The organism is Brucella grignonensis (assembly GCF_002252505.1).
Lineage (GTDB): Bacteria > Pseudomonadota > Alphaproteobacteria > Rhizobiales > Rhizobiaceae > Brucella > Brucella grignonensis.
On the sequence record NZ_NNRL01000157.1, the window covers coordinates 149,075 to 173,158 of the forward strand.

A 24,084-nucleotide genomic window follows, 5' to 3' on the forward strand; every position below is an offset into this window, starting at 1 on the left:
TCTCCGTATTTCAAAGTTCAAGCAGAAGCCAAAGCCAGCGCGACCGGGTCTTGCCCCAGATGCTCGGCAATAGCCCGCACAACAAGGTTGTGATCCTCGCGCTGCGGCAGACCGGAAACAATAGCCGTTCCAATGACCCCCGCTCCCGCCACATGGATTGGAAAGCCGCCGCCCGCCAATGCATAATCTGCCACATCCAGCGCCTTGTGTGCAGCGAACATCTTGTCGTCGCGGTTCTGTTCCAGAACAAGGCGGTAGCTCGAAACGTGAAAGCGGCGCACGACGTTGAACTTGCGGCGAAGCCATTCACTGTTGTCCACAGTCGTTCCGGCTGTTGCAGCAAAGAACAAGCGGCGATCCCAGAGCGATATATCAATGGCAACTGCAAGCTTTTGCTTTACAGCCAGATCACGTATCCGATGGCCCAGTGAAAACGCGTCGTTTTCATTGAAAGACGTGAAAATCAACGCCTGTTCCTGCCGGATGATCTGCTTGATATCGTCACTCTGCGCCATGTTTTTCTTCTCCCCTGAGCATGTCGCGGAAAAGTGGGAACCGGTTTTCCGATAACGACATGCTTTAAACGCTATGTGAGTTCTTTTGCGCCCTCATTCATATGATTGCAACAGCTGAACCATGCCTTCAAACTTGATTGATGGGACACAAGCGGTTAGTGGAACTTCATGGCTCAGAACCCAAATATTGATGTAACCGCAAAAGGTGACCGCATACCGGAGTTTGTGGAAACCGCCGTCTTTAAACGCGACGTGTTTTCCGAAACACGCGCAGGTTATTTTGCAGGCGATCCCGACACGCGGATCATCCGTCGCGTGGTCAGCGCTGCACCATGGTGGTCAAAGCCGCTTGCCTGGATTCTGGCGCGTCGCGAAATCCGCGGACTGAAGACAGTGCGTGGCATCGAGGGCGTTCCACAGCTTCTTTATACTGACCGCGATGGCCTCTATCGTTCATGGACAGAAGGTACGCCGCTGCATCTTGCGCGGCCTTCTGATCCAAAATGGTATCGTACGGCACACCGTATTCTACGCGACATGCGTCGCCTTGGCGTTACGCATAATGACCTTGCCAAGCCGCAAAACTGGCTGATGACACCAGAAGGCGAAGCGGCCGTCATCGATTTCCAGCTTGCAAGCGTGCATCGTCGTCGTGGTGGGCTCTATCGCCTGTTGGCCTACGAAGATTTTCGACATCTCATTAAGCAGAAGCGCGCCTTTGCCGCCGATCTGATGACGCCGACTGAAAAGCGCATTCTGGCGCGCCGCTCACTACCGTCACGTATCTGGCTGGCAACCGGCAAGAAGGTTTACAACTTCATCACCCGTGGCATCTTCAATTGGTCGGACGGTGAAGGTACAGGCGACCGCATCGATAATGAAGGCCCGGCCATCATGGCCGCCCTCAAATCCGATCCGCGCGTTAAAGATGTGGCGCTGGCGCTTTATTCGCTGCCAGCGAAAGGCGTCGGCCTCTATGCTTTCGTTGAAACGCTTGATGCGGATGAAAAGAGCCTGCGCGTACGGCTCAAGGGCACCAAGCTCGAACTCATCCAGCCGGTCGCACATTTGCCGCGTCGAGCCGATGGCACGATCCGCGATGACATTCTTCGTCTGATCGCCATGAACCAGATGACAGAACTCGATGATCTGTTGAGCCGCGAGCCGGAAATGCTTGGACTGGTCGAAGCTCTCGCTTCGCACCGCCTCAATTTCACCGACCGGCGCGTCACGCAGCTTGAGTAATTTCACGCTTTCGCTGGTTTTTCATCAGCGAATCACTACATTCGGTAGCAATGTCCGATTTCCCTGATGATATGCCGTTCTTCGGCGATGAAGCACCGGCTGACCGCGCGCCAGCGGCCGGAAGTATTGCAGCGCGTGCCATGGCCGCACGCAACCAGCAACGCGGTGAGCCTGATTATTTACAGGGCTTGAACCCTGAACAGCGCCAGGCCGTCCTCACCACCGAAGGTCCGGTTCTGGTTCTTGCGGGTGCAGGCACCGGCAAGACACGCGTACTCACCACACGCATCGCGCATATTCTGACGACCGGCCTTGCCTATCCGAGCCAGATCCTTGCAGTGACCTTCACCAACAAGGCTGCGCGCGAGATGAAGGAGCGTATCGGCCATCTGGTCGGCGGTGCTGTCGAAGGCATGCCGTGGCTCGGAACATTCCACTCTATCGGCGTGAAGCTTTTGCGTCGTCATGCAGAGCTGGTGAATCTCACTTCCGATTTCACCATTCTCGATACCGACGATGTGATCCGGTTGATCAAGCAGCTTATTCAGGCCGAAGGTCTGGACGACAAGCGCTGGCCTGCCCGCACATTCGCCAATATGATCGATGGCTGGAAGAACAAGGGCTTTGGTCCCGCAGATATTCCGGAAGGCGATGCACGTTCATTCGGCAATGGCAAAGGCCGTGAACTTTATCATGCCTATCAGGAGCGCCTACGTACACTGAACGCCTGCGATTTTGGCGATTTGCTGCTGCACCCAATCCGCATCTTCCGCAATCACCCGGATATTCTTCGCGAATACCATGCGAAGTTCCGCTATATTCTGGTAGACGAGTATCAGGACACCAACACCGCCCAATATATGTGGCTGCGTCTGCTTGCCCAGCGTCCGAAATCAAGGACGACGGCACCCGCGCCCGCAGGAAATTCAGTCCGTGGAACCGGTGAGCATAGCGAACTCGGCGCGGGCGACAACAAAGTCAATCTGTGCTGCGTCGGTGATGACGATCAATCCATCTATGGCTGGCGCGGTGCGGAAGTGGATAATATTCTCCGCTTTGACAAGGATTTTCCGGGCGCAGTGGTCATTAAGCTTGAGCGTAACTACCGCTCGACCGCACATATTCTGGGTACAGCCGCCCATCTGATCGCGCATAACGAAGGTCGCCTCGGTAAGACGCTGTTCACGGAAGCCCCGAACCCCGACGATCCTAAAGTCAAAATCCATGCCGCATGGGATTCGGAAGAAGAAGCCCGCGCAGTTGGTGAAGCCATCGAACAGGCGCAGCGTCAGGGGCATTTGCTCAACAACATGGCGATCCTTGTGCGCGCATCGTTCCAGATGCGCGAGTTCGAAGACCGCTTTGTGACGCTCGGCCTCAATTACCGGGTTATCGGTGGTCCGCGTTTCTATGAACGCCTCGAAATCCGCGATGCCATGGCTTATTTGCGCGTTGTGGCCCAACCCGCAGATGATCTGGCGCTTGAACGCATCATCAACACGCCGAAACGCGGCCTTGGTGAAGCAGCAATTCGTCAGGTGCATGATTATGCCCGCGCGCGCGACATTTCGATGTTTGCAGCGGCCTGCGATCTGGTTGAAACCGAAGAGCTGAAGCCCAAGCCGCGCTCGGCGCTGCGTGAAGTGGTCGATAATTTCCGCCGCTGGCAATCGCTCATCGACAATACGCCGCATACGGAACTGGCAGAAAACATTCTGGATGAGTCCGGCTATACGGCCATGTGGCAGAACGACAAATCGGCAGAAGCGCCGGGACGCCTCGAAAACCTTAAGGAACTTATCCGTTCCATGGAGGAATATGAGAGCCTGCGCGGTTTCCTTGAGCATGTCGCGCTCGTCATGGATGCTGAGAAGAACGAAGATATGGATGCCGTCAACATCATGACGCTCCACTCTGCCAAAGGTCTCGAATTTGAAACCGTCTTCCTGCCCGGTTGGGAAGAAGGCCTGTTTCCGCACCAGCGTACGCTGGATGAAGGCGGACGTTCCGGCTTGGAAGAAGAACGCCGCCTCGCCTATGTCGGCGTCACGCGCGCCAAAAAGAACCTGCATATCTGGTTCGTTTCCAACCGCCGTATCCATGGCATGTGGCAATCGACCATTCCGTCCCGCTTTCTGGAAGAACTTCCGGAAACGCATGTGGAAGTGGCCGAAATGGAAGGCAATTACGGCGGCTATGGTAATAGCGGTTATGGACAATCGCGCTTCGACAAGGCCGATCCATTCCAGAACACCTATTCAACGCCCGGCTGGCAGCGCGCGCAGCAAAACCGCACGGATGCGACACGTAACAATTGGGGTTCGCGCTCCGGAGCCAATGTAGAACGCATCGGCTATGGCGAAACGGACTCCGGTTTCGGTGCCGGTCGTGGTTCTGTCAAAGGCCGTACGATTGATGGCGAACTGGTTGCGAAATCAGTGGCCGACAAGCCGTCGAACTTTTTCGTTGGCGACCGCGTGTTCCACATCAAGTTTGGAAACGGTACAATTGCGACAATCGACGGCAACAAGCTCACAATCGATTTCGACAAAGCCGGTCAGAAGCGTGTTCTCGACAGTTTTGTTCAGCGCGCCTAAACGATGAAAACAGTGTTAGCCGGAGATTACTCCGGCTTTCCATTTTCCCAGGTCACATCACCTTTGAAGAGCGGAACTGTCGACAGCGATGTCTTAGCCGAACCGTCCTGCACCTGAGTAGCGTGTGCGAGATAAAGCAGCGTATTGTTTTTCTGATCATAGATGCGCGTGATGACCAGCTTCTTCCAGATCAGGCTTGTTCGCTCGGAAAAAACCCGCTCGCCGCCCTTACCCAGCTTGATATCGCCGATGCTGATCGGTCCTGTCTGTTCGCAGGAAATCGATGCATTGGACGGATCTTCAAACCAATTGCCCTTCTGCAACCGGTCAATCATTCCGCGAGAGAATGACGCGAGATGACAGGTCACGCCTTTCACTTTCGGGTCAGACACCGCATCGATCACAATGTCATTGCCGAGCCAGTCCACACCAACCTGACCAACCTCCTCGGCAGACACGGCAGCTGAAGCGCCAAGAAGCAACATTGGGGCAACCAGTAGTCCGGCGAGCTTGTTCATTTTCGACATTCGATATCTCCAGCAGTTTCCATATGTAAAATGGCGAAGCAAATCGGGCATCGCAAGTGAAGTGTGCCTAACCGCTCCATTTTTTCAGAAATGCTTCGATTTCAAGTGCCTGAATGTCCGGCACCGCCTCATAGAGCTTTTCCACCGGCCAATCCCACCAGCAAAGTTTGAGCAATCTCTCGATGACCTTGTCGTCAAAGCGCTTGCGGATGACGCGCGCCGGAACCCCGCCAACAACATGATAAGGCGCCACATCTTTTGTCACCACAGCATTCGCCCCGATCACTGCACCATGACCAACTGTCACCCCCGGTATGATAACAGCGCCATGGCCGATCCACACATCATTGCCGATTGTGACACGCTTCGCCTGCCGCCTTGCGCGAAAATCGCCATCAACACCCAGATAACGGAAATACTCGTTCGGGCGGTAACTTACCTTATGCGTCGTTAGCCGCTCCATCGGATGCTCAAGTGCGTTGATCCGCACATTGGCCGCAATCGAGCAGAACTTTCCAATATCGGCGTAAATCCCCTCACCGTTTCGCTCAAAATAGGTGAAATCGCCGACAGTCACTTCACGCAGGATCACCCGCTCGCCAATGTCGGCATAACGCCCCAGTTTCGAAGCTTTGAGCTGAGCTGTCGAGTGAATACGCGGCTCACTATTCTGGAAACGGAGGTCTTCACCCTGCGTCATTTCAAAACCCTGTAGATTGGAGACCGACCCGCAGCTTTCACCAAAAATGCGGCACCCGGAAAGATACGAATATAGTTGGCATTTTTAATAGATTACAGCGCATCTGTACGGCATTAAACCAAAGTTCTCAGCGTTATACATATGCAATCATCACAGCGCGGCTAGATTGTTTTCATGAATGAGCATATCGTGAAATAGGGATTCGGTCGGGGAAAACACTTGTATCTCTCAATTCAATATTTGAGAGGCGTTGCGGCGCTCTCGGTCGTTTTTGTTCATCTCGAATTTCAGCTTAACAGGTTGGGTTACGATGGACTATGGCCACGCGCGCTGGAAGGCGGCGTTGATATCTTCTTCGTCATCAGTGGATTTGTGATCTGGACGGCCGCTGAGCGTCATTCATCATCGATAGTCGACTTTGCCTATAGACGCGTGGCAAGAATTGTTCCGCTCTACTGGCTGGTCACAACTGCGATTGTGATCATGGCGCTTTTGATGCCGCAGCTGTTGCAAAGCACACGGTTCGACCTTGGCCATATTATCGCGTCCTATCTGTTCCTGCCATATGAAGTATCTGACCAAAAATTGATTTATCCCATCCTCGTCGCAGGCTGGACACTGAATTATGAAATATTTTTCTATGCTGTTTTCGCAATCTGTCTCGCAGCACCAGCCAAACTTCGCCTGGCACTTCTGAGCACTGTCATTGTCGGTCTGGCAACGTTCGGACAGGCGAAACAGCCAGAAAACACGATACTGCGATACTGGTCTGACCCAATAATCCTCGAATTTTTATATGGTGTTTTTGCCGCCGTCCTCATTCGCAAGGTCCCGGCATCCCGAAAAATTGCGCTCTTTCTGGCAATATTGGCGCTGCTGTCATGGCTAAGCGTCATGAGCTTCAACCCGAACATGCATCGCGCATTCGCACTTGGAATCCCGGCTTTCCTGCTGGTTTTCTCAGCAGTTCTTTTCGAGCGAAGCAACCATGTCCAACGCTATATATGGCCGGAGCGGCTGGGAGACATTTCCTACGCGCTTTATCTTACCCATGGCATCGTGCTTTCCGCTGCGACACAGGTCTGGCGGCTTCTTGGAATCAGCAACGATTATCTGGTCATTTTTAGCGTATTCGCGCTTCTATCCTGCATATTTGTGGGTTTCGCGACCTATTTTCTCATTGATCAGCCAATGCACAAATGGTTTCGCCAAAAGCCAAGGATAACTGATTATCCTGCTCAGCGCGCAGTATAGCCAAAATACACCGGACTAAACCACGCCGCGTCATTTCAGAACTTTCTGAAATCTCTGCATTCTGTTAGACTATCCGCGAAATGCGCGGCAGTTCGATATGCGCTTGCATATGAGTATTTTCCTGCCGCAGATCGATGTAAATTCTAATGAGCGCGCTTATGTGCGATAAACGCAAAACAAAATTCAAGGCTGACTGGACATGAAAAAATTCCTGCCCATCTTCATCTTCGCCTTCATCATCGTAATTGTCGGTGCGGCTGGCTTCAACATGCTGCGTGATCGCAATGCAGCCGACGAGCCATTCGGTGGGTCATTTAATCTCGTCGCCATGGATGGACAGCCTTTTACTGAAAAAGATCTGCGTGCCACCCCATCTCTGGTTTTCTTTGGCTTCACCCATTGCCCGGATGTATGCCCAACCACACTTTATGAGCTTGACGGTTATCTGAAGCAGCTTGGGCCGGAAGCCGCTGATATTAAAGCTTATTTCATCTCTGTCGACCCGGAACGCGATACGCAGGAAATCATGAAAACCTATGTCAGCAACGTGTCTGACCGCATCATTGGCGTAACCGGCACGCCAGCAAACGTTGCCGAAGTGGTTAAGTCCTACCACATCTATGCGAAAAAGGTTCCGACCGAAGACGGTGAATATACCGTGGATCACACGGCTTCCGTGTTTCTGCTCGACAAAGGCGGACGCTTCCGTGGCACTATCGCTTATCAAGAGAACGCAGATACAGCGCTGCAAAAGTTGAAGAATCTGGCAAAGGGCCGCGCAAACGGTTAAAGAACTACTCTGAATCTTTTAGAGAGTTTTTATCCATGCCCCAATCACGCCTTTTCTTTTCGGCAGACAAGACGGAAGCCGAACGAATCTACAACATCCTCGAAATCGCATTCGAGGATGATGGTTTTCCGATCGCCATCAACGAGATTGATGAAGACCGTCAGATATTCGAAGTATCCGTCTATACCGAAGATGAGGCTGAAGAGCTTGCAGCGCGTATCGACGCGCTGATAGGTCCCGGCAAATTTGAAGCTGAAGAACTGCCGGACATTGATTGGGTTACACATTCGCTTGAAGGCCTGAAGCCTGTTCGTGCAGGTTGCTTCTTCGTGCATGGTTCGCATGATCGCGATAAGTTGCAGCCCAACGAAGTTCCGATCTTAATCGATGCCGGGCTTGCTTTTGGCACAGGCCATCATGGCACCACATCTGGCTGCCTCGAAATGATCGAGGAAGTGGTGGAGCGCGAGCATCCGACCAACGCGCTTGATCTCGGAACGGGAAGCGCTGTGCTGGCAATCGCTATCGCCAAGCTTGCACCGATCCCTGTCCTCGCCACCGATATTGACCCGGTAGCCGTCACCGTTGCTGCTGAAAACACGGTTCTCAATGGCGTGAGCGAACACGTTGTCACTGCCACGGCCGAAGGCTTCGACCACCCGATCTTCCGCTCCTACACGCCATTTGATCTGATCGTCGCCAATATTCTTGCCAATCCACTGATGGAACTTGCGCCTTCGCTGAAGTCGCACCTCGCACCAAGTGGCTCGATCATCCTGTCCGGCATTCTCGACAGCCAGCATGACATGGTGCTTGAGGCTTATCAGGCACAAGGCCTCACCCATGAGAAAACCTTCCATCGTGAAGGCTGGGTCACAATTCACCTGAAATAATGGTGGCCTGCAATAACACTGCTTTCCTTATTTTATGCGAGTTACGCTCATGGCTTTTCAGACTTTTGATGTAACCACCGATCCGGCCAATGGTGCGCCGCGCGTAGCCAAACTGCGCGAGAAGCTGACCGAGCTGAGCCTTGATGGCTTTCTCGTTCCACGTGCCGATGAGCATCAGGGCGAATATGTACCACCACGCGCCCAGCGTCTTGGCTGGCTCACAGGCTTTACAGGTTCCGCAGGCGCTGCGCTGATCCTGAAAAAGCAGGCCTACATTTTCATCGACGGCCGTTACGAGCTGCAGGTACGCAATCAGACCGATGGAAATGTGTTTTCCTATGAAAGCCTCATCACCAATCCGCCTGCCAGTTGGCTCGCGGAAAACGGCAAGGGCCTAACCATCGGTTTTGACCCATGGCTGCACACGATTTCTGAAGCAGCAGCACTACGTGAGGCTCTCGAAAGTCAGGGCGGCAAGCTCGTTCCTGTCACCCAGAATCTTGTTGATCTCATCTGGGACGATCAGCCGGAAGCACCTCTTGCACCGGTCACTATTCAGCCCGCCCGCTTTGCTGGTCATGAAGCTGAAGACAAGATCAAGGAGATGCAGAAAGCCGTGGCAAGTGCAGGCGCAAGCGCGACTGTACTGACCGATCCATCATCCGTCGCGTGGGTGTTCAATATTCGTGGTAAAGACGTCTCCAATACGCCGCTGCCATTGAGCTTTGCGATTATACCCGCGACTGGCGAGCCAGAACTGTTCATCGATGAGCGCAAGCTTGCCATCGAACCGCGCGCCTATCTCACGCAGCTTGCCAAACTCTGCGAACCAGCCAAGCTTGAAGGTCATCTGAGCGCGCGTGCGGCACAAGGCGAAACCATATTGCTTGATCCGGCATTGGCTGCTGAGAAGCTACGCCTTGCCGTGGAAGCCGCAGGTGGCAACGTGGTCCACGGTAAGGACCCTGCCCGCCTGCCTCGCGCGATCAAGAACAAGGCCGAGCTTGACGGCTCCCGCGCAGCGCATGAACGTGACGGCGTGGCCATGGTCAACTTCCTGTCTTGGCTCGACGGCGAGAAGCCGGGAACAGTTGATGAAATTTCGGCTGCGCAGAAGCTGGAAGCAAGCCGTGACAAGGCTGGGCGTGATTTCCAGATGCCGCTCGAAGATATTTCCTTCGATTCGATTTCCGGTGCAGGTCCGGACGGTGCGATCATCCATTACCGCGTCAACACAGATACAAACCGCAAACTCGAAGATGGTGAGCTCTATCTGATTGATTCTGGTGCACAATATCGCGACGGCACGACCGACATCACCCGCACGGTTGCAATCGGCACTATCGCGCCTGAGACGATCCGCTCTTTCACGCTTGTTCTCAAAGGCATGATTGCGATCACCACCGCACGTTTTCCGAAAGGCACGCGCGGACAGGATATCGACGTGCTGGCTCGTATCGCGCTCTGGAAACAGGGCTTTGATTACGCGCATGGCACCGGCCATGGTGTCGGCAGCTACCTGTCGGTGCATGAAGGTCCGCAGAGCATTTCCAAGAAGGGCGCACACGAGCTTCTGCCGGGCATGATCCTTTCCAATGAACCCGGCTATTACAAGCCTGGCGCTTACGGCATCCGCATCGAAAACCTGATCATCGTGAAAGAAGCGGAAGTGCCAGCAGGCGGTGAGCTGCCGATGATGAGTTTTGAAACGCTCACCTTCTGCCCCATTGACCGTCGCCTGATCGACAAGTCACTGCTTACACAAGAGGAGCTTGATTGGCTAAACGCCTATCATGCAAGCGTGCGTGAGAAGCTTATCGGCCATCTCGATGGTGCACAGGCCAAATGGTTGGAGGCGGCAACGGCTGCTCTTTAAAATTAGGCTGGAAAGAAATGGCGCAGCGCAATCAACAGCGTTGCGCCTGCAAAAAACATCGTCATCATGCCAACGCGCAATGACAGTAACACACAGAAGACGAGCACAAGCAGTTCGCGCCAGCCATGATCCGACGCGGGAGCCGCAACAATTGCCGTCAAAACTGCCGCAGGCACTGCATTCAATGCTGCTTCGATACGGTAGTGCACACGCTCAAATCGCGACAAAATCAGATGTCCGCCAACACGGGTGAGATAGGTGCAAACAGCGCCTGCAAGAATGATCCAGATCGTTGTAGACATGGCCTTATGCCTCCCCTGCCTGCGGCTTCGCGAGGATCGCGGCAAGTACAACACCGCCCATTGCACCCAGTGTCACATGCCAGGGCGAACCGACAAGTTTATAAGCAACGACCGCACAAATCGCGCTGACGATGACCACCGGCCACCAATGCTCGCGGTGGCGGAAGCTCATCACCATGCCAAGAAAATAGATCGGCAACAGGAAATCGATGCCAAGTGCATAGGGATTGCTGATCAGGTTACCGAACAGCGCTCCGATAAGCGTCTCAAGAAGCCAGCAGATATAGATCGTGAGACCAAGCCCCATATACCAAGCAAAGCTTATTTTCCGGCCCGCTTCAGCCCGGATTTCAACTTCGGCATATTGCGGATCGACCAGCAGAAAGAAGGCTGCAGCCTTTTGCATGAATGTGAAATGACTGATACGTCGACCAACGGTCGCCGAGTAAAGCACGTGACGAAAATTCACCGCGAAGATCGATAGAACAATCATCCATGGCGCAATATTCTGGCCAAAAAGATCAAGCCCAACCATCTGGCTTGCTCCGGCATAGAGCATTGCGCTCATAAACACGGCTTCACTGATCGACAGGCCGTTATCGAGTGCCACGGCACCGAACAACAGGCCGAATGGCGCGCCAGCTGCAACAATGGGCATACCGCGTTTGACACCAACCCAAAAGTCGCTGCGTGCTGAAGCCGGTGTTGGCCGAAAACCCTGATCCACGAAAGTCACTCCTCAATCATACCAAAGTGCGGTGCGTGAGCATCTCAGTGCCTTGGTATGAGAGTGGCTTAGGAAATTTTGCACCAAGTTGAAATCAGTTTTCGCGAAAAATCATACTATAAGAATCTCAAGCAATAAATTGCCCGTGATCAGCAGCATTTCAGCATCACCTATTAAAATGCGTGATGCATCAATGCATTATTCTGATGCTTGAGGAACAGTGCTTTCAATCTTCTTGATCCAGTCGATCAGTGGGCGCGTCTGTTCCGCAAATTTTACCAGCCGATCCGCAAGGTCGGCATGGGTGATGCTCTCGGGATCGATCTCCAGACGAACAGCAAAATGCCGATTGCGGATCGCGTCAAGAAGGTCATCATCGGTCACGGTATCAAAGCCACGCGGCGTACGCTTTAGCCGATCATTATCACTGATCTGCAAACCGCTTTTCCTGAGCTTTGCCACAACAGCGCGATACTCATCCGGCTTTTCGACAATTGCTTCGCGGATGGCCTGCAACAGCTCTTTCTTCGGTCCCCACCACGCCACGCCAGCATAGCAATCGCGCACGCCCGGCAAACCGATGCAGACATAAAAGCAACCGCTCTCATCCCATTTGGTGCCAGAGTTTGAAAGCAATGCCGACAAATGACGATTATAGGGTGCTTTGTCATGAGAAAAACGCGTGTCCCGTTTGATACGGAATTGCGACTTCACACGGTCCCCCTTAAAGGGCAGTCCCACTTTTTCAAAGCGCGCCGTCAGCTCCTCAACCAGATCGCCAAGCGGCTCCTTCAGGTGCTCTTCAAACAAGTCCTTGTTTTCAACAAACCACTCGCGGTTCTGATGAAAATCAAGCGCTTTGAGGAACGGAATAGCCTTGTCGCCGAAACCTTTGAACGGAGCCATCAACCCTCTCCAACCAGCTTGAGCCAAGCATCTTCATCAATCACGTCGATGCCTAGTTCCGATGCCTTCGTAAGTTTCGATCCGGCACCCGGCCCTGCAACAACAAGATCAGTTTTCTTGGAAACAGAACCCGCCGTCTTAGCACCATGGCGCTCAGCCATGGCCTTGGCCTCATCGCGCGACATGCGCTCGAGACTGCCAGTGAACACGACTGTCTTGCCTTCAACCGGCGAACCGGTTGCAATGCGTGCCACTTCATCGAGCGGTGTTACTTTTTTGCGTAATTCTTTCAGAACTTCCCGATTATGTGGCTCCGCATAAAAATCGACCACGGCTTCGGCTACAATGCCGCCAATGCCTTCAACGGCAATCAGATCCTGCCACGCGTCGTTGCCCTTGTCAGTGCGGTCACCTTCTTTCGGCGGGACAGCCATTGTCGCTGCTTCGGCAAACTTGTCATAGGTCAGATAAGCCTTGGCAAAACGCTTGGCATTCACTTCGCCAACATGACGGATACCAAGGCCAAACAGGAAGCGATGCAAAGCAATCTCACGTCGAGCAGTGATCGCGTCGTAAAGCTTCTTCACGGAGGTCGTGCCAAAGCCCTCGATGTTCTCAAGCTTTTTAAGCGAACCAGATTGGCGATCTTGCAGCGTGAAAATATCCGCAGGCGATTTGATTTTCAGACTGTCATCGTCTGCATGGAAGAAGAACTCGACCTGCTTTTCGCCAAGACCCTCAATATCGAACGCATTACGCGACACAAAATGACGAATGCGTTCGACTGCCTGTGCAGCACAGGTAAGGCCACCCGTGCAGCGATAAACCGCCTCACCCTCTTCGCGCACGGCATGGCTACCACAGACCGGACATTCGTGCGGGAAATGGAACGGCACAGCATCAGCAGGGCGCTTTTCGAGCACCACATCGACAATCTGCGGAATGACGTCCCCTGCGCGCTGCACAATGACCGTATCGCCAATACGAATATCATGATCGTCCTCGCGGATGCGTTCACCCTTGAGACCAATGCCCTTGATATAGTCCTCATTGTGCAGCGTCGCGTTCGTTACGACCACACCGCCGACGGTAATAGGCTCAAGACGTGCAACAGGCGTCAACGCACCCGTGCGTCCAACCTGAATATCGATGTCGCGCAGAATGGTCGTTGCCTGTTCTGCCGGGAATTTATGCGCAATGGCCCAGCGCGGGCTACGCGAGCGGAATCCAAGCCGTGTTTGCAGATCCAGCCGATCCACTTTGTAGACAACGCCGTCGATATCATAATCGAGACTGGCACGTTCGAGACCAATGGCGCGATAATGTGCAATCAGCTCGTCCGCACTCTGCAAACGTTTTGTCAGTGGATTAACCGGGAAGCCCCATTCACGGAACACATCAACCATGCCGTGTTGTGTATCGGCAGGCATTTCCGACATTTCACCCCATGCATAGGCAAAGAACCTGAGTTTACGGCTTGCCGTGACCTTGGCATCAAGCTGTCTCAGCGAGCCTGCTGCCGTATTGCGCGGGTTGACATAGGTTTGCTTGCCTTCTGCCACCATCTGTTCGTTGAGCGCTAAGAAGTCACTCTTGGCCATATAGACCTCACCGCGCACTTCAACAACTTCAGGAACACCCGCTGGAAGCTTATTTGGAATCTCGCCGATGCTACGAATATTCGCGGTTACATTTTCGCCGGTCGTGCCATCACCACGTGTAGCAGCACTCACCAGAACACCATTCTCATAGCGGATCGACATGGAAAGCCCGTCAATCTTCGGCTCAGCCGTAAAGGCAATAGAATTATCCGGCAATTGTCCGAGAAAGCGGTAAACGCTGCCGACAAAATCCTGCACATCTTCATCCGAAAACGCGTTGCCAAGCGAAAGCATCGGACGTGCGTGGACAACCTGCGCGAACTTGGAAACAGGCGTACTGCCAACACGCAAGGAAGGACTGTCTGCCCGCACCAAATGTGGAAAGCGCTCTTCAATGGCATCATTGCGCCGTTTCAGTGCATCATAGTCCGCATCCGAAATCTCCGGCCGGTCATTGGCATGATAAAGCTCATCATGATGCGCAATTTCACGCGCCAGCCGCTCCAGTTCAGCTACGGCTTCAAGGTCGGTCAGTTTTTCAACGGAGATATCGGACATATGCGTGGCAAAACCTGCTGATTCAATTTTGCCCAACATAACCAAGAAATGAGGCCGCGCCTATGAAAACAGCAAATCGCACACAGACTGCTGACAGCGTATTAGTTAGCCAATGCACTGTTCTCGGCCAGCAAACGCTCGGCCGCTGCACGCGCTTCATCAGTGATGCTCGCACCAGCAAGCATACGCGCGATTTCTTCCTGTCGTTCATCGACACCAATCGAACGGATCGATGTCGACATGCGATCTTCATTGGTGGCGGATTTAGCAATCAGGAAATGCGTCGATGCGCGCGCGGCCACCTGCGGCGCGTGCGTAACCGATAGCACCTGCACACGCGATGAAAGGCGCGCAAGACGTTGGCCAATGGCATCGGCAACCGCACCGCCCACACCGGTATCGATTTCATCAAATACAAGCGTCGGAGCAGAACCACGATCTGCAAGCGCCACTTTCAGCGCCAGCAGGAAGCGCGAAAGCTCGCCGCCCGAAGCAACCTTCATCATCGGTCCAGCACGGGTGCCCGGATTGGTGCGAACCCAATATTCAACCGTATCGATACCTTCGGCGGCACGCGCATTGGTATCGGTCGTCATTTCCACGATAAACTCGGCGCGTTCCAGCTTGAGTGCCGGAAGCTCAGCCATGACAGCGGATTTGAGATGATCAGCGGTATCCTTGCGCCGTTCAGACAGAGCCTTCGCAGCAGTATCGTAAGAAGCGCGCGTTTCGGTTGCCTGCGCCTCCAGCTGGATCAGCTTTTCTGCACCGGCGTCCAAATCGGCAAGATCTGCATCCATTTTGTCACGCAGTTGGGGCAAGCCCTCTACCGCAACGGAATACTTACGCGCAGCAGCTCTGAGAGCAAAAAGTCTCTCCTCGACCTGTTCCAGCACACGCGGGTCAAAATCGATTTCGCGCATGGCATGGTCAATGCCGTCCTGCGCCAGCGCCAGACTGTTAAGTGCCTCGTCTATCGCCTTGCAGACAGGCTCCAGAAGATGCGGTGCTTCTGGAATTTTGCGCTCCAGGCGACGCACGAGGCTTGCAAGTGTAGGCACCGGCGAACCATTACCTGACAGAAGCTCGCCCGCTTCGTTCACATCACCGGCGATCTTTTCCGATTTCATCATGATCGCGCGGCGTTCGGCGAGTTCTTCTTCCTCGCCTGCCTGCGGATCAAGCTTGGTCAGCTCTTCCACAGAAGAGCGCAGATAGTCACCTTCGCGTTCCGCCTGCTCGACACGGGCACGATGTTTCGACAGGGCATTTTCCGCATCACGCCATGCTTTGTATCGTTCGCGAACAGTCGCAGCCTCGGCATCAAGTCCACCAAAGGCATCCAGCAACGTACGGTGCAAATCAGTATCGATTAGCGCACGGTCATCATGCTGACCGTGGATTTCCACGAGTCGCTTACCCAACTCGCGCAGCAGTGCAACGCTTGCAGCCTGGTCGTTGATGAAAACCCGCGTGCGCCCGTCGCCCATCTGAAGACGGCGCAGGATAACGTCGCCATCATCGTCAAAACCATTTTCGCGGAGAAAATTTCTGGCAGGGTGTATGCCGGGCACATCAAACACGGCCGTCACCTGTCCCTGATCCGCACCATGGCGGACCAGAGAAGCGTCACCGCGTGCACCAAGCGCAAGCGACAACGAATCGAGCAGGATGGATTTACCCGCACCGGTCTCGCCCGTAAGTACGGACAAGCCGGTCTTGAACTCGATGTCGAGCCTTTCAATCAGGACAATATCGCGGATCGACAGGTGCGACAGCATGCGGATATCGGCTTAGGCGCCGCCACCCGTGATGAGTGCCGAAGCCTTGGCAAGCCACGAACCGCCATTCTCACGTGGCTCAAGACCACCGCTCTGCAAGAGCTTGTAAGAATCCTTATACCAACGGCTGTCCGGGAAGTTCTTGCCAAGCACCGATGCAGCCATCTGGGCTTCGGAAGTCAGGCCAAGCGCATAGTAGGCTTCAACCAGACGGGCGAGTGCTTCTTCAACCTGGCGGGTGTTCGAATACTCTTCAACCACACCACGGAAGCGCTTGATCGCAGCCAGATATTCCTTGCGCTCGAGATAATAACGACCGACCTGCATTTCCTTGCCAGCGAGCTGGTCGCGGGCGACGCGGATCTTGGTCTTGGCGTCGTCGGTATATTCTGAATCCGGGAAGCGATCGACCACTTCCTGCATCGCAGCGATTGCACGGCGGCTTGCCGCCTGATCGCGGGTTACGTCAGGAATCTGACGGAAGTAGCTCAGACCGATAATGTAATAGGCATAAGCCGATTCAGGCGATGTCGGATAAAGCGTGTTATAACGCTTTGCCATGCTGACCGCTTCTTCGTAATTGCCTTGACGGTAATTGGTGAAAGCAGCCATGACGAGGGACTTACGTGCCCATTCAGTGTAAGGATGCTGACGGTCAACGGCGGCAAACTTCTTGGCAGCTTCGCCGAGGCGACCCGCATCAAGATTAGCAAGACCTTCGTTGTAAAGCTTATCCGCCGGATCGATCGTCTCAACATATTTGGTCAGATCGATATCGTCGTTTTTGCTGGCACATCCCGCAAGCGGAACAAAAACGGCAAGAGCGCTGGCAAGTAGCGCGGTCTTCGTCTTCACCGGGAATTTCGAACTCGTCATGCGGTCTCCGGCCATCTGGCAACGTCTTTTCTGTCTGGAGCAACGTGAACCCTTCAGTTCACTGCCTTCCCCATTCTTCCCAATACATCAGCATCAGCGCATAGGTAAACATAGCCGAGGCTGTTTTGGCAGTTCATAAACCACATGCTGGCGAAATCGGCAATCGTCAAGCTGATCAATCGTCCGAAAATGCGCGCATAAGGCGTGAATACCCCGGCCCAAAGCTACATCGAAGCTATATCTATGCAAACCAATGGCTTTTCCTCATCCGATACAGAGGCTTGGCTGTCAGTCCACAATGAATACGCCGACTCAAAACGCAGAAGACCCGGCGATCACGGCCCAATTATGGCCATAAACGCCTGAGCATTCCGCACAAACATCAAAGTGCCCAGGGCGCCGAAATATTTGACCGGACAATCACAAAATCAGAGCTGTCTGCATTCCGGCGCACACCGCTTGCTTCAACAATATCGTAATTCGATTTGTCGGCAAGAAGTGCCTTAACGGTTTCCGCATTCAATCTGTGACCACCGCGATAGGACCGAAAACAACCGATAAACGGCAGACCGGCAAGCGAAATGTCGCCCACGGCATCGAGCGTCTTGTGACGCACGAACTCATCTTTGAAACGCAGTCCGCCGGGATTGATCACCGAATTATCGTCGCCAATCACCAGCGAATTGTCGAGCGAAGAACCAAGTGCCAGCCCTGCCGCCCAAAGGCGCTCAACGTCCTTCATGAAACCAAAGGTACGTGCCGTCGATATTTCCTTGCGGAAAGTTTCTTCCGACATGTCAGAAGCAAATTTCTGTCGGCCGATCAGCGGGCACTCAAAGTCAATCTCGACCTCAAATCGTGTGCCCGAATAAGGTTGAAATTCGCCCCATGAACCACCGGCTTCCACACGCACTGTCTTCAAAATACGAATAAAGCGGCGCTTTGCTTCCTGCACAACGATACGGGCCTCGTCAAAAGCCTCAATGAAACGCGCAGACGTGCCGTCAAGAATTGGAACTTCCGGTCCATCGACTTCGACAATCAGATTGTCGATCCCAACCGCAGCGATTGCGGCCATCAGATGCTCAACGGTATTGACGCGCGCTTCCTTCGGCCCCAGCGCTGTGGACAAGTCCGTTGCGCCAATTTCCGAAACATGGGCGCGAATATCGCGCGACGCAACGCCCAGGTCCGAGCGCTGGAAAACGATTCCCGTATCAGCATCAGCAGGTAGAAACGTCACCGAAGCAGACGCCCCGCCATGGACGCCAACGCCCGAAAGCGTAATCGCGCGACCGATTGTTTTTTGATAAGCGCTCAAAACCAGTCCAATCCAATTATCATATGAGGCAAGAGCGAAACCTCTCCCGAGGTGTGCCTGCCGAGCGTGCAGTGCCTGCGTTAGAGCACGTTTCGATCTGATTGAATCAGATCGGCGCCCCAATATTTTATTTCAACGCACATCTTATCCGAAAACCGGTTCACACTTTTCGGGATGCGCTCCCAGCAATCGCCAGCTTCCGTCATGTATTTCTTCAATAAGATAGATATGGCGAAAATAGTGTTGCTCAACAGTCGTTCAAAATCACGCTTTCTTACAAAATATAACAACAGTTGCCAAAGTCGTAATGCAAGAAGCGGAGGAAGGCTTTCTGACGCCGACATGCATCAAAAATCACGACCAGAAGCGTGCTAACAAGTAAATTCCGAGCAATATCTGTTCTAACGAAAAAGCCGTGGGAATAACCCCACGGCTTTTTCTATTTCAAAGTCACATCAGATGATTAGTTCGACTGACGGCGCAGGAATGCCGGGATTTCGAGCTGATCTTCTTCCGAGGCAGCACGTGGCTGCGGACGGCCCTGATCATCGAGCTGGCCACGACGTGGAGCATAGATCGAGCTGTCCTGCTGCATTGGGCGGCGCTGTTCTGGCTGGCGCATTGCAGGCTCACGATGCTGTGCTGGCTCCAGACGAGCTGCTGGCTGCTCTTCTTCACGGCGTGACGACAAACCGTGGGTCAGACGCTTGAGAAGGCTCATCGGTCCGCGTTCTTCCTGAACAGGCTGCTGAGGCGCTGCACGACGTGCATTGATTTCTGCCTGAGCGACTGGGGGAAAGTCAGACACCGCTGGCATACGTGGAGCAGGACGTGGTTCACGCGCTGGTTCTGCATGCATCTGCTGTGGCTGCTGGTATGACTGCGGCTGCATTGCGTGAGCCGTCGCCTGGTTGTTGATCATCTGCGGCTGCGGGACGGCAGGACGGGCAACAGGTGCGCGTTCAAAGCTGTCCGCGGCAGGAGCCTGGAAAATGCGGCTCTGCGGACGGAAATCTGGAGCAGCAGAAGCTGCAGGTGCCGCAGTCGCAGCAGGCATTTCGCTTTCGATAGACTGAGCAACCGGAACAGCTGGTTCAGCCTGACGTGGCTGTTCCGCAACCGGAGGACGCAGAGCGCCATGCGGAGCCATTGGCTTTGCCTGCTGAGCAGCCGGTTTTACCGGCTGGCGAAATTCCAGCGGCGCCGGGGCCGCATCTCCGATCTGCTTGTCGATGCCGGTCGCAACAACGGATACACGGATGACGCCTTCGAGGCCTTCGTCGAAGGTCGCGCCGAGAATGATGTTGGCTTCCGGATCAACTTCTTCGCGGATACGGGTTGCTGCTTCATCGACTTCAAAGAGGGTCATATCACGACCACCAGTGATCGAGATCAGGAGACCCTTTGCACCGCGCATCGAAGTTTCGTCGAGCAGTGGGTTAGCAATTGCAGCTTCAGCAGCAGCCATCGCACGGCCTTCACCCGAAGCTTCGCCCGTTCCCATCATGGCCTTGCCCATTTCGCGCATGACCGAGCGAACGTCAGCAAAGTCGAGGTTGATGAGGCCTTCCTTGACCATCAGATCGGTGATGCAGGCAACACCAGAGTAAAGCACCTGATCAGCCATTGCGAAGGCATCAGCGAAGGTGGTCTTGTCGTTAGCAATGCGGAAAAGGTTCTGGTTCGGAATGACGATCAGGGTATCGACGTTCTTCTGCAGTTCTTCGATGCCGTACTCAGCCGTCTTCATGCGGCGAGCACCTTCGAAATGGAAAGGCTTGGTAACAACGCCAACGGTGAGGATACCGCGTTCGCGTGCAGCGCGTGCCACAACAGGAGCAGCACCAGTACCGGTGCCGCCGCCCATGCCGGCAGTTACGAAGCACATATGCGTGCCGTTGAGATGATCAACGATTTCGTCGATGCATTCTTCAGCAGCTGCGCGGCCAACCTCTGGCTGGGAGCCAGCGCCGAGGCCTTCGGTGACAGCAGCGCCGAGCTGGATCATGCGTTCAGACTTTGACATCGTCAGAGCCTGTGCGTCGGTGTTAGCAACGACAAAATCCACGCCGCGCAGACCGGCATTGATCATGTTGTTTACCGCGTTGCCGCCGCCACCGCCAACACCGAATACGGTGATACGAGGCTTCAGCTCGGTGATGTCCGGCTTTTGCAGATTAATGGTCATGGTTCTCGTTCCTCTTAAGCCTCTCACCGCTTCGCCGCCGCGGTGCTAATTGGTTATTACGCTGATGGTTACGCCCACATCACGCAATCAAATCACTCAATGTGTACTCAAAAACTCTCTTTCAGCCATTGGCTGACACGTTGAATCCGCCCGCCCGTACCAGTCATAAGACCGGAGGAGGCTGCCTTCACGGACCGTTCTTCAATGCCTGCCACCTGAGGGTAGATCAGAAGACCAACGGTCGCGGAGAAAGCCGCACCCTTAGCCGCCTCAGGCAATCCCGCTATCCCTAGCGGACGCCCGATACGTACATTTCTTGCAAGAATCCGTCGCGCAGCTTCAGGCATGCCCGGCAGCTGACTTGCGCCACCTGTCAGGACCACACGCTTGCCAACAATATGTCCGAGACCTGACTGGTTCAGCCTGTCGCGAACCAGTTCCAGCGTCTCTTCCACGCGTGCACGGATGATCCGCGTCAGTACCGAGCGCGGATATTGATTGGGTACATCACGCTCATCGTCGCCGATTGGCGGAACCGAAATGAGGTCGCGATCATCGGCAGCGCTTGGCAGCGCCGAGCCATACATGACCTTGAGGCGCTCGGCGTCTTCCATACGCGTGGAGAAGCCGCGTGCCACGTCCATCGTGACGTGATTGCCGCCGATGGCAACTGCATCAGCGTGAATGAACTTACCTTCGGAGAAAACCGAAATCGTGGTCGTACCGCCGCCCATATCGATGCAGGCAGCCCCCATTTCAGCTTCATCACCTACGAGCGCTGCAAGGCCGCTCGCATAAGGCGTGGCAACAATTGCTTCGACTGAAAGGTGACAACGATTGACGCAGAGCTCGAGATTGCGCAGTGGCGCAGCATCTGCGGTCAGCACATGCATATCGACGCCGAGGCTATCGCCCAGCATGCCGAGCGGATCGCGAATACCGCGTTCACCATCAAGCGTGTAGCCAACCGGCAGCGAATGAACGAGGTGACGTTCTGCTGCAAGCGCCTGCTTCGCACCAGCGGCCAGCACGCGGCGAATATCAGTTTGTTCGACTTCATGACCGCCAAGATTGACGCTCGCGGTGAAGGTTTCGCTCTTGAGGCGGCCAGCCGAAATATTGACGATGAGGCTGTCGACGGTCAGACCGGCCATGCGCTCAGCAGCATCCACTGCGAGGCGAATGGACTGTTCAGCCGCATCCAGATCGATAATGACGCCGGACTTCACACCGCGCGAGCGCTGATGACCGATACCAAGCACTTCCATGCGATGCGTGCGGCCTGGCAGCAACGCGCCACTTTCATGTGGACGCAAGCGTGCAATCACGCAGGAAACCTTGCTTGAACCAACATCCAGAACCGTGAGCAGGCGCACCTTGCGCCCTGAAGTTCCGACCTGCGATGAACCTTTTCCGCCAAGAATACTCATACGCGCTTCCCCATGCGGGATAATTCTTTTTTACGCTCCGCCAAAAATTTCTGGCGCTGTTCCATACCGCTCGCAGTCAGTTGGACCGTGACACGATCATCCAGACGTAGATCGACAGAAGCGATATCGCGCGACAAAAGTTGCTTTTCGCTATCGAGGCGCTCGACTTCGGCAAGAGCCTTCATCGGCTCGTCTTCCGGCAGCATGATGCGAACACCGTTTTCAAGCAGAATGTCCCAGCGACGGTCGGCAACGCGGATATAGGCCCGGACCTTGCCAGCAAGCCCCGGATAGGCAGCAACCTCGTCTACGAAGCCCTTAACGCGCTTTTCAGCCCCCTCACCCACGACAAGCGGGAGAGCATTGTAACGACCGGGACGAAATGGAACGATGGTATCGCCAGCTGAATCAATTAGCGAAAGCTCCTGACCATTCTGCCAGACAGCGAACGCTTTGCGCTCCTCAAGAGAAACAAGCAGCGTACCCGGATAAACCTTGCGCACTTCAGCGCTTTCAACCCAAGGCAACTTGGCGATAGTCTGACGCGCCTGCTCGGCACTCAGACCGACCAGTGACGTCTCTCCATCCAGCTCAAGCTGACCGAGAATATCGATGTCGGAGGTCTCGTTGTTACCAACGACCTTTACGTCTTCAATCGCAAAGCCAAATGTTGAAGCGGTTGCCTTGATCATATTCTCGGAATGACCACCGAGCACCATACCGTAGATGCCGGTTGCGCCGAGAAAACCGAGCATACCAATCGTGCCAGCATAGCGCGGAACATTGATATTGCCCTGAAACATGCGGACGGCAAAGCGGAACGGCTTGCGCAGAAAGCGCGGCAGAACAAAGGCTGCACCCGATGCATCCCGCATCGCGCCCGAACGCCTGTATTCCTGAGATCTGCCGTTTAACGCAAACAAGACGCGTCCTCCACCATCCAACTCAACAATTCACCAAAAGAGATACCCGCCGCCTTCGCGATATCAGGTACGAGCGAGGTAGGAGTCATTCCCGGCTGGGTGTTAATTTCCAGCCAAATAACTTCGCCTTCTTCGGAAAAACGATCATCGAAACGGAAGTCTGATCTGCTTACGCCCCGACACCCGATTGCCCGATGCGCCGTAAGGGCCATTGTTTGTATTTTTTGGTAAATATTTGGTAAAATTTTTGCCGGACATACGTGAGTTGATGCGCCAGGCACATATTTTGAATCAAAATCGTAGAACTGATGCCCCACCGGAATGATCTCGCACACATCCATTGCGCGATCTCCAATCACAGCGCAGGTCAACTCGCGACCGGCGATGTATTTTTCGACCAGAACATCCGCCCCATAATTCCATTCGCTCGAGCTGATGATTTGCGGCGGATGCGCCTGACCTTCCTTGACGATCACAACACCAAAGCTCGAACCTTCGCGCACCGGCTTCACCACATAAGGCGGCTCCATCGGATGCTCGTTACCGATATCAAAACGGTTCATCAAACGCGAAGGCGCAACAGCCACACCGGCAGCAGACGCAACCGTCTTGGCACGATCCTTATCCATGGCGAGCGCAGAGGCCAGCACACCGGAATGCGTGTAAGGGATCTGAAGATATTCAAGAATTCCCTGAATAGTACCATCCTCACCGAACGGCCCATGCAGCGCATTGAAAGCCACATCAGGCTTCAGCTCAGCAAGAACGCTGGCGACATTGCGATCAACATCGATGCGTGTGACGCGGTAGCCGCACTCCTCAAGCGTCGTCGCGCAAGCAGCACCGGAGGAGAGACTGACAGGACGCTCTGAAGAGAAACCTCCCATCAAAACAGCAACATGCTTTCCAGCCTTCTGTCCAGCCACGTTAATCATCCCCTCTGCGCATCCCCTGCGCTCGAATCAAAAATAGAATCTGGATAGTCCGGCGACACAAACCGCAGACACCCAAGTCAGGAAAACCCTGACGAATCAAATCACTGTACGGTTAACCATAAAGAATCAGAGAGTTGAT

Annotated in this window: 20 protein-coding genes; 6 read left to right on the top strand and 14 right to left on the bottom strand. The window is 54.2% G+C overall.

Features of this window, described 5'->3' with window-relative positions; translation table 11 throughout:
* Positions 1-17 precede the first annotated feature (17 nt).
* A complete protein-coding gene (locus CEV33_RS07895) occupies positions 18-515 on the bottom strand; it encodes a heme-degrading domain-containing protein (RefSeq protein WP_094539903.1) in 498 nt (165 codons plus the stop codon).
* Positions 516-683: 168 nt separating this feature from the next.
* Between CEV33_RS07895 and CEV33_RS07900 the strand changes: the two genes are divergently transcribed.
* Both CEV33_RS07900 and CEV33_RS07905 read left to right on the top strand, forming a co-directional pair.
* The gene (locus CEV33_RS07900; RefSeq protein ID WP_094539905.1) at positions 684-1,760 is read left to right on the top strand and encodes a serine/threonine protein kinase; all 1,077 of its coding nucleotides are present in this window, start codon (positions 684-686) and stop codon (positions 1,758-1,760) included.
* 50 nt (positions 1,761-1,810) lie between these two features.
* Positions 1,811-4,357 (top strand): ATP-dependent helicase, encoded by a 2,547-nt coding sequence (locus CEV33_RS07905; RefSeq protein ID WP_094539906.1) that lies wholly within the window; start codon positions 1,811-1,813, stop codon positions 4,355-4,357.
* Between the two features lie 26 nt (positions 4,358-4,383).
* Here the strand turns inward: CEV33_RS07905 and CEV33_RS07910 are convergent, their stop codons facing one another.
* Together CEV33_RS07910 and CEV33_RS07915 are read right to left on the bottom strand one after the other, a co-directional pair.
* Positions 4,384-4,884 carry a CreA family protein gene (locus CEV33_RS07910; RefSeq protein ID WP_094539907.1) on the bottom strand — a complete coding sequence of 167 codons (501 nt, stop codon included), beginning with the start codon at positions 4,882-4,884 and terminating at the stop codon, positions 4,384-4,386.
* Between the two features lie 67 nt (positions 4,885-4,951).
* On the bottom strand, positions 4,952-5,584 hold the full coding sequence (locus CEV33_RS07915) for a DapH/DapD/GlmU-related protein (RefSeq protein ID WP_094539909.1): 633 nt from the start codon (positions 5,582-5,584) through the stop codon (positions 4,952-4,954).
* Positions 5,585-5,803: 219 nt separating this feature from the next.
* Here CEV33_RS07915 and CEV33_RS07920 point away from each other — a divergent pair, with 219 nt between their 5' ends.
* The 4 genes from CEV33_RS07920 to CEV33_RS07935 all read left to right on the top strand — a co-directional run bounded on the left by CEV33_RS07920 (position 5,804) and on the right by CEV33_RS07935 (position 10,397).
* A complete protein-coding gene (locus CEV33_RS07920) occupies positions 5,804-6,838 on the top strand; it encodes an acyltransferase family protein (protein WP_094539911.1) in 1,035 nt (344 codons plus the stop codon).
* 199 nt (positions 6,839-7,037) lie between these two features.
* Positions 7,038-7,628, top strand: coding sequence for an SCO family protein (locus CEV33_RS07925; protein ID WP_094539912.1), 591 nt, complete (start codon positions 7,038-7,040; stop codon positions 7,626-7,628).
* Between the two features lie 35 nt (positions 7,629-7,663).
* Complete coding sequence (locus tag CEV33_RS07930) at positions 7,664-8,521, top strand: 50S ribosomal protein L11 methyltransferase (RefSeq protein WP_094539914.1); 858 nt, start codon at positions 7,664-7,666, stop codon at positions 8,519-8,521.
* 49 nt (positions 8,522-8,570) lie between these two features.
* Positions 8,571-10,397, top strand: a complete 1,827-nt coding sequence (locus CEV33_RS07935; RefSeq protein WP_094539915.1) for an aminopeptidase P family protein — start codon at positions 8,571-8,573, stop codon at positions 10,395-10,397.
* 2 nt (positions 10,398-10,399) lie between these two features.
* Here the strand turns inward: CEV33_RS07935 and CEV33_RS07940 are convergent, their stop codons facing one another.
* From CEV33_RS07940 to CEV33_RS07990, 11 genes are all read right to left on the bottom strand, one after another.
* The gene (locus CEV33_RS07940; protein ID WP_094539916.1) at positions 10,400-10,699 is read right to left on the bottom strand and encodes an AzlD family protein; all 300 of its coding nucleotides are present in this window, start codon (positions 10,697-10,699) and stop codon (positions 10,400-10,402) included.
* A 4-nt stretch (positions 10,700-10,703) separates the two neighbouring features.
* A complete protein-coding gene (locus CEV33_RS07945) occupies positions 10,704-11,426 on the bottom strand; it encodes an AzlC family ABC transporter permease (RefSeq protein WP_094539918.1) in 723 nt (240 codons plus the stop codon).
* A gap of 198 nt (positions 11,427-11,624) precedes the next feature.
* Entirely contained in the window at positions 11,625-12,332 is a 708-nt protein-coding gene (locus CEV33_RS07950; RefSeq protein WP_094539919.1) for a DUF2461 domain-containing protein, read from the bottom strand.
* On the bottom strand, positions 12,332-14,491 hold the full coding sequence (gene ligA, locus CEV33_RS07955; protein WP_094540256.1) for an NAD-dependent DNA ligase LigA: 2,160 nt from the start codon (positions 14,489-14,491) through the stop codon (positions 12,332-12,334). The genes CEV33_RS07950 and ligA overlap by 1 nt, the downstream gene beginning before the upstream one ends.
* Positions 14,492-14,592: 101 nt before the next feature.
* Entirely contained in the window at positions 14,593-16,272 is a 1,680-nt protein-coding gene (gene recN / locus CEV33_RS07960; RefSeq protein WP_094539921.1) for a DNA repair protein RecN, read from the bottom strand.
* A 12-nt stretch (positions 16,273-16,284) separates the two neighbouring features.
* Entirely contained in the window at positions 16,285-17,148 is an 864-nt protein-coding gene (locus CEV33_RS07965) for an outer membrane protein assembly factor BamD (RefSeq protein ID WP_094539922.1), read from the bottom strand.
* A gap of 382 nt (positions 17,149-17,530) precedes the next feature.
* Complete coding sequence (gene lpxC / locus CEV33_RS07970) at positions 17,531-18,469, bottom strand: UDP-3-O-acyl-N-acetylglucosamine deacetylase (protein ID WP_094539924.1); 939 nt, start codon at positions 18,467-18,469, stop codon at positions 17,531-17,533.
* A 463-nt stretch (positions 18,470-18,932) separates the two neighbouring features.
* A complete protein-coding gene (gene ftsZ / locus CEV33_RS07975) occupies positions 18,933-20,657 on the bottom strand; it encodes a cell division protein FtsZ (RefSeq protein WP_094539925.1) in 1,725 nt (574 codons plus the stop codon).
* Positions 20,658-20,764: 107 nt separating this feature from the next.
* A complete protein-coding gene (gene ftsA, locus CEV33_RS07980) occupies positions 20,765-22,087 on the bottom strand; it encodes a cell division protein FtsA (protein ID WP_094539926.1) in 1,323 nt (440 codons plus the stop codon).
* Positions 22,084-23,010, bottom strand: coding sequence for a cell division protein FtsQ/DivIB (locus CEV33_RS07985; protein ID WP_094539927.1), 927 nt, complete (start codon positions 23,008-23,010; stop codon positions 22,084-22,086). The genes ftsA and CEV33_RS07985 overlap by 4 nt, the downstream gene beginning before the upstream one ends.
* Positions 22,998-23,945 carry a D-alanine--D-alanine ligase gene (locus CEV33_RS07990; RefSeq protein WP_094539928.1) on the bottom strand — a complete coding sequence of 316 codons (948 nt, stop codon included), beginning with the start codon at positions 23,943-23,945 and terminating at the stop codon, positions 22,998-23,000. The genes CEV33_RS07985 and CEV33_RS07990 overlap by 13 nt, the downstream gene beginning before the upstream one ends.
* Positions 23,946-24,084: the final 139 nt, after the last annotated feature.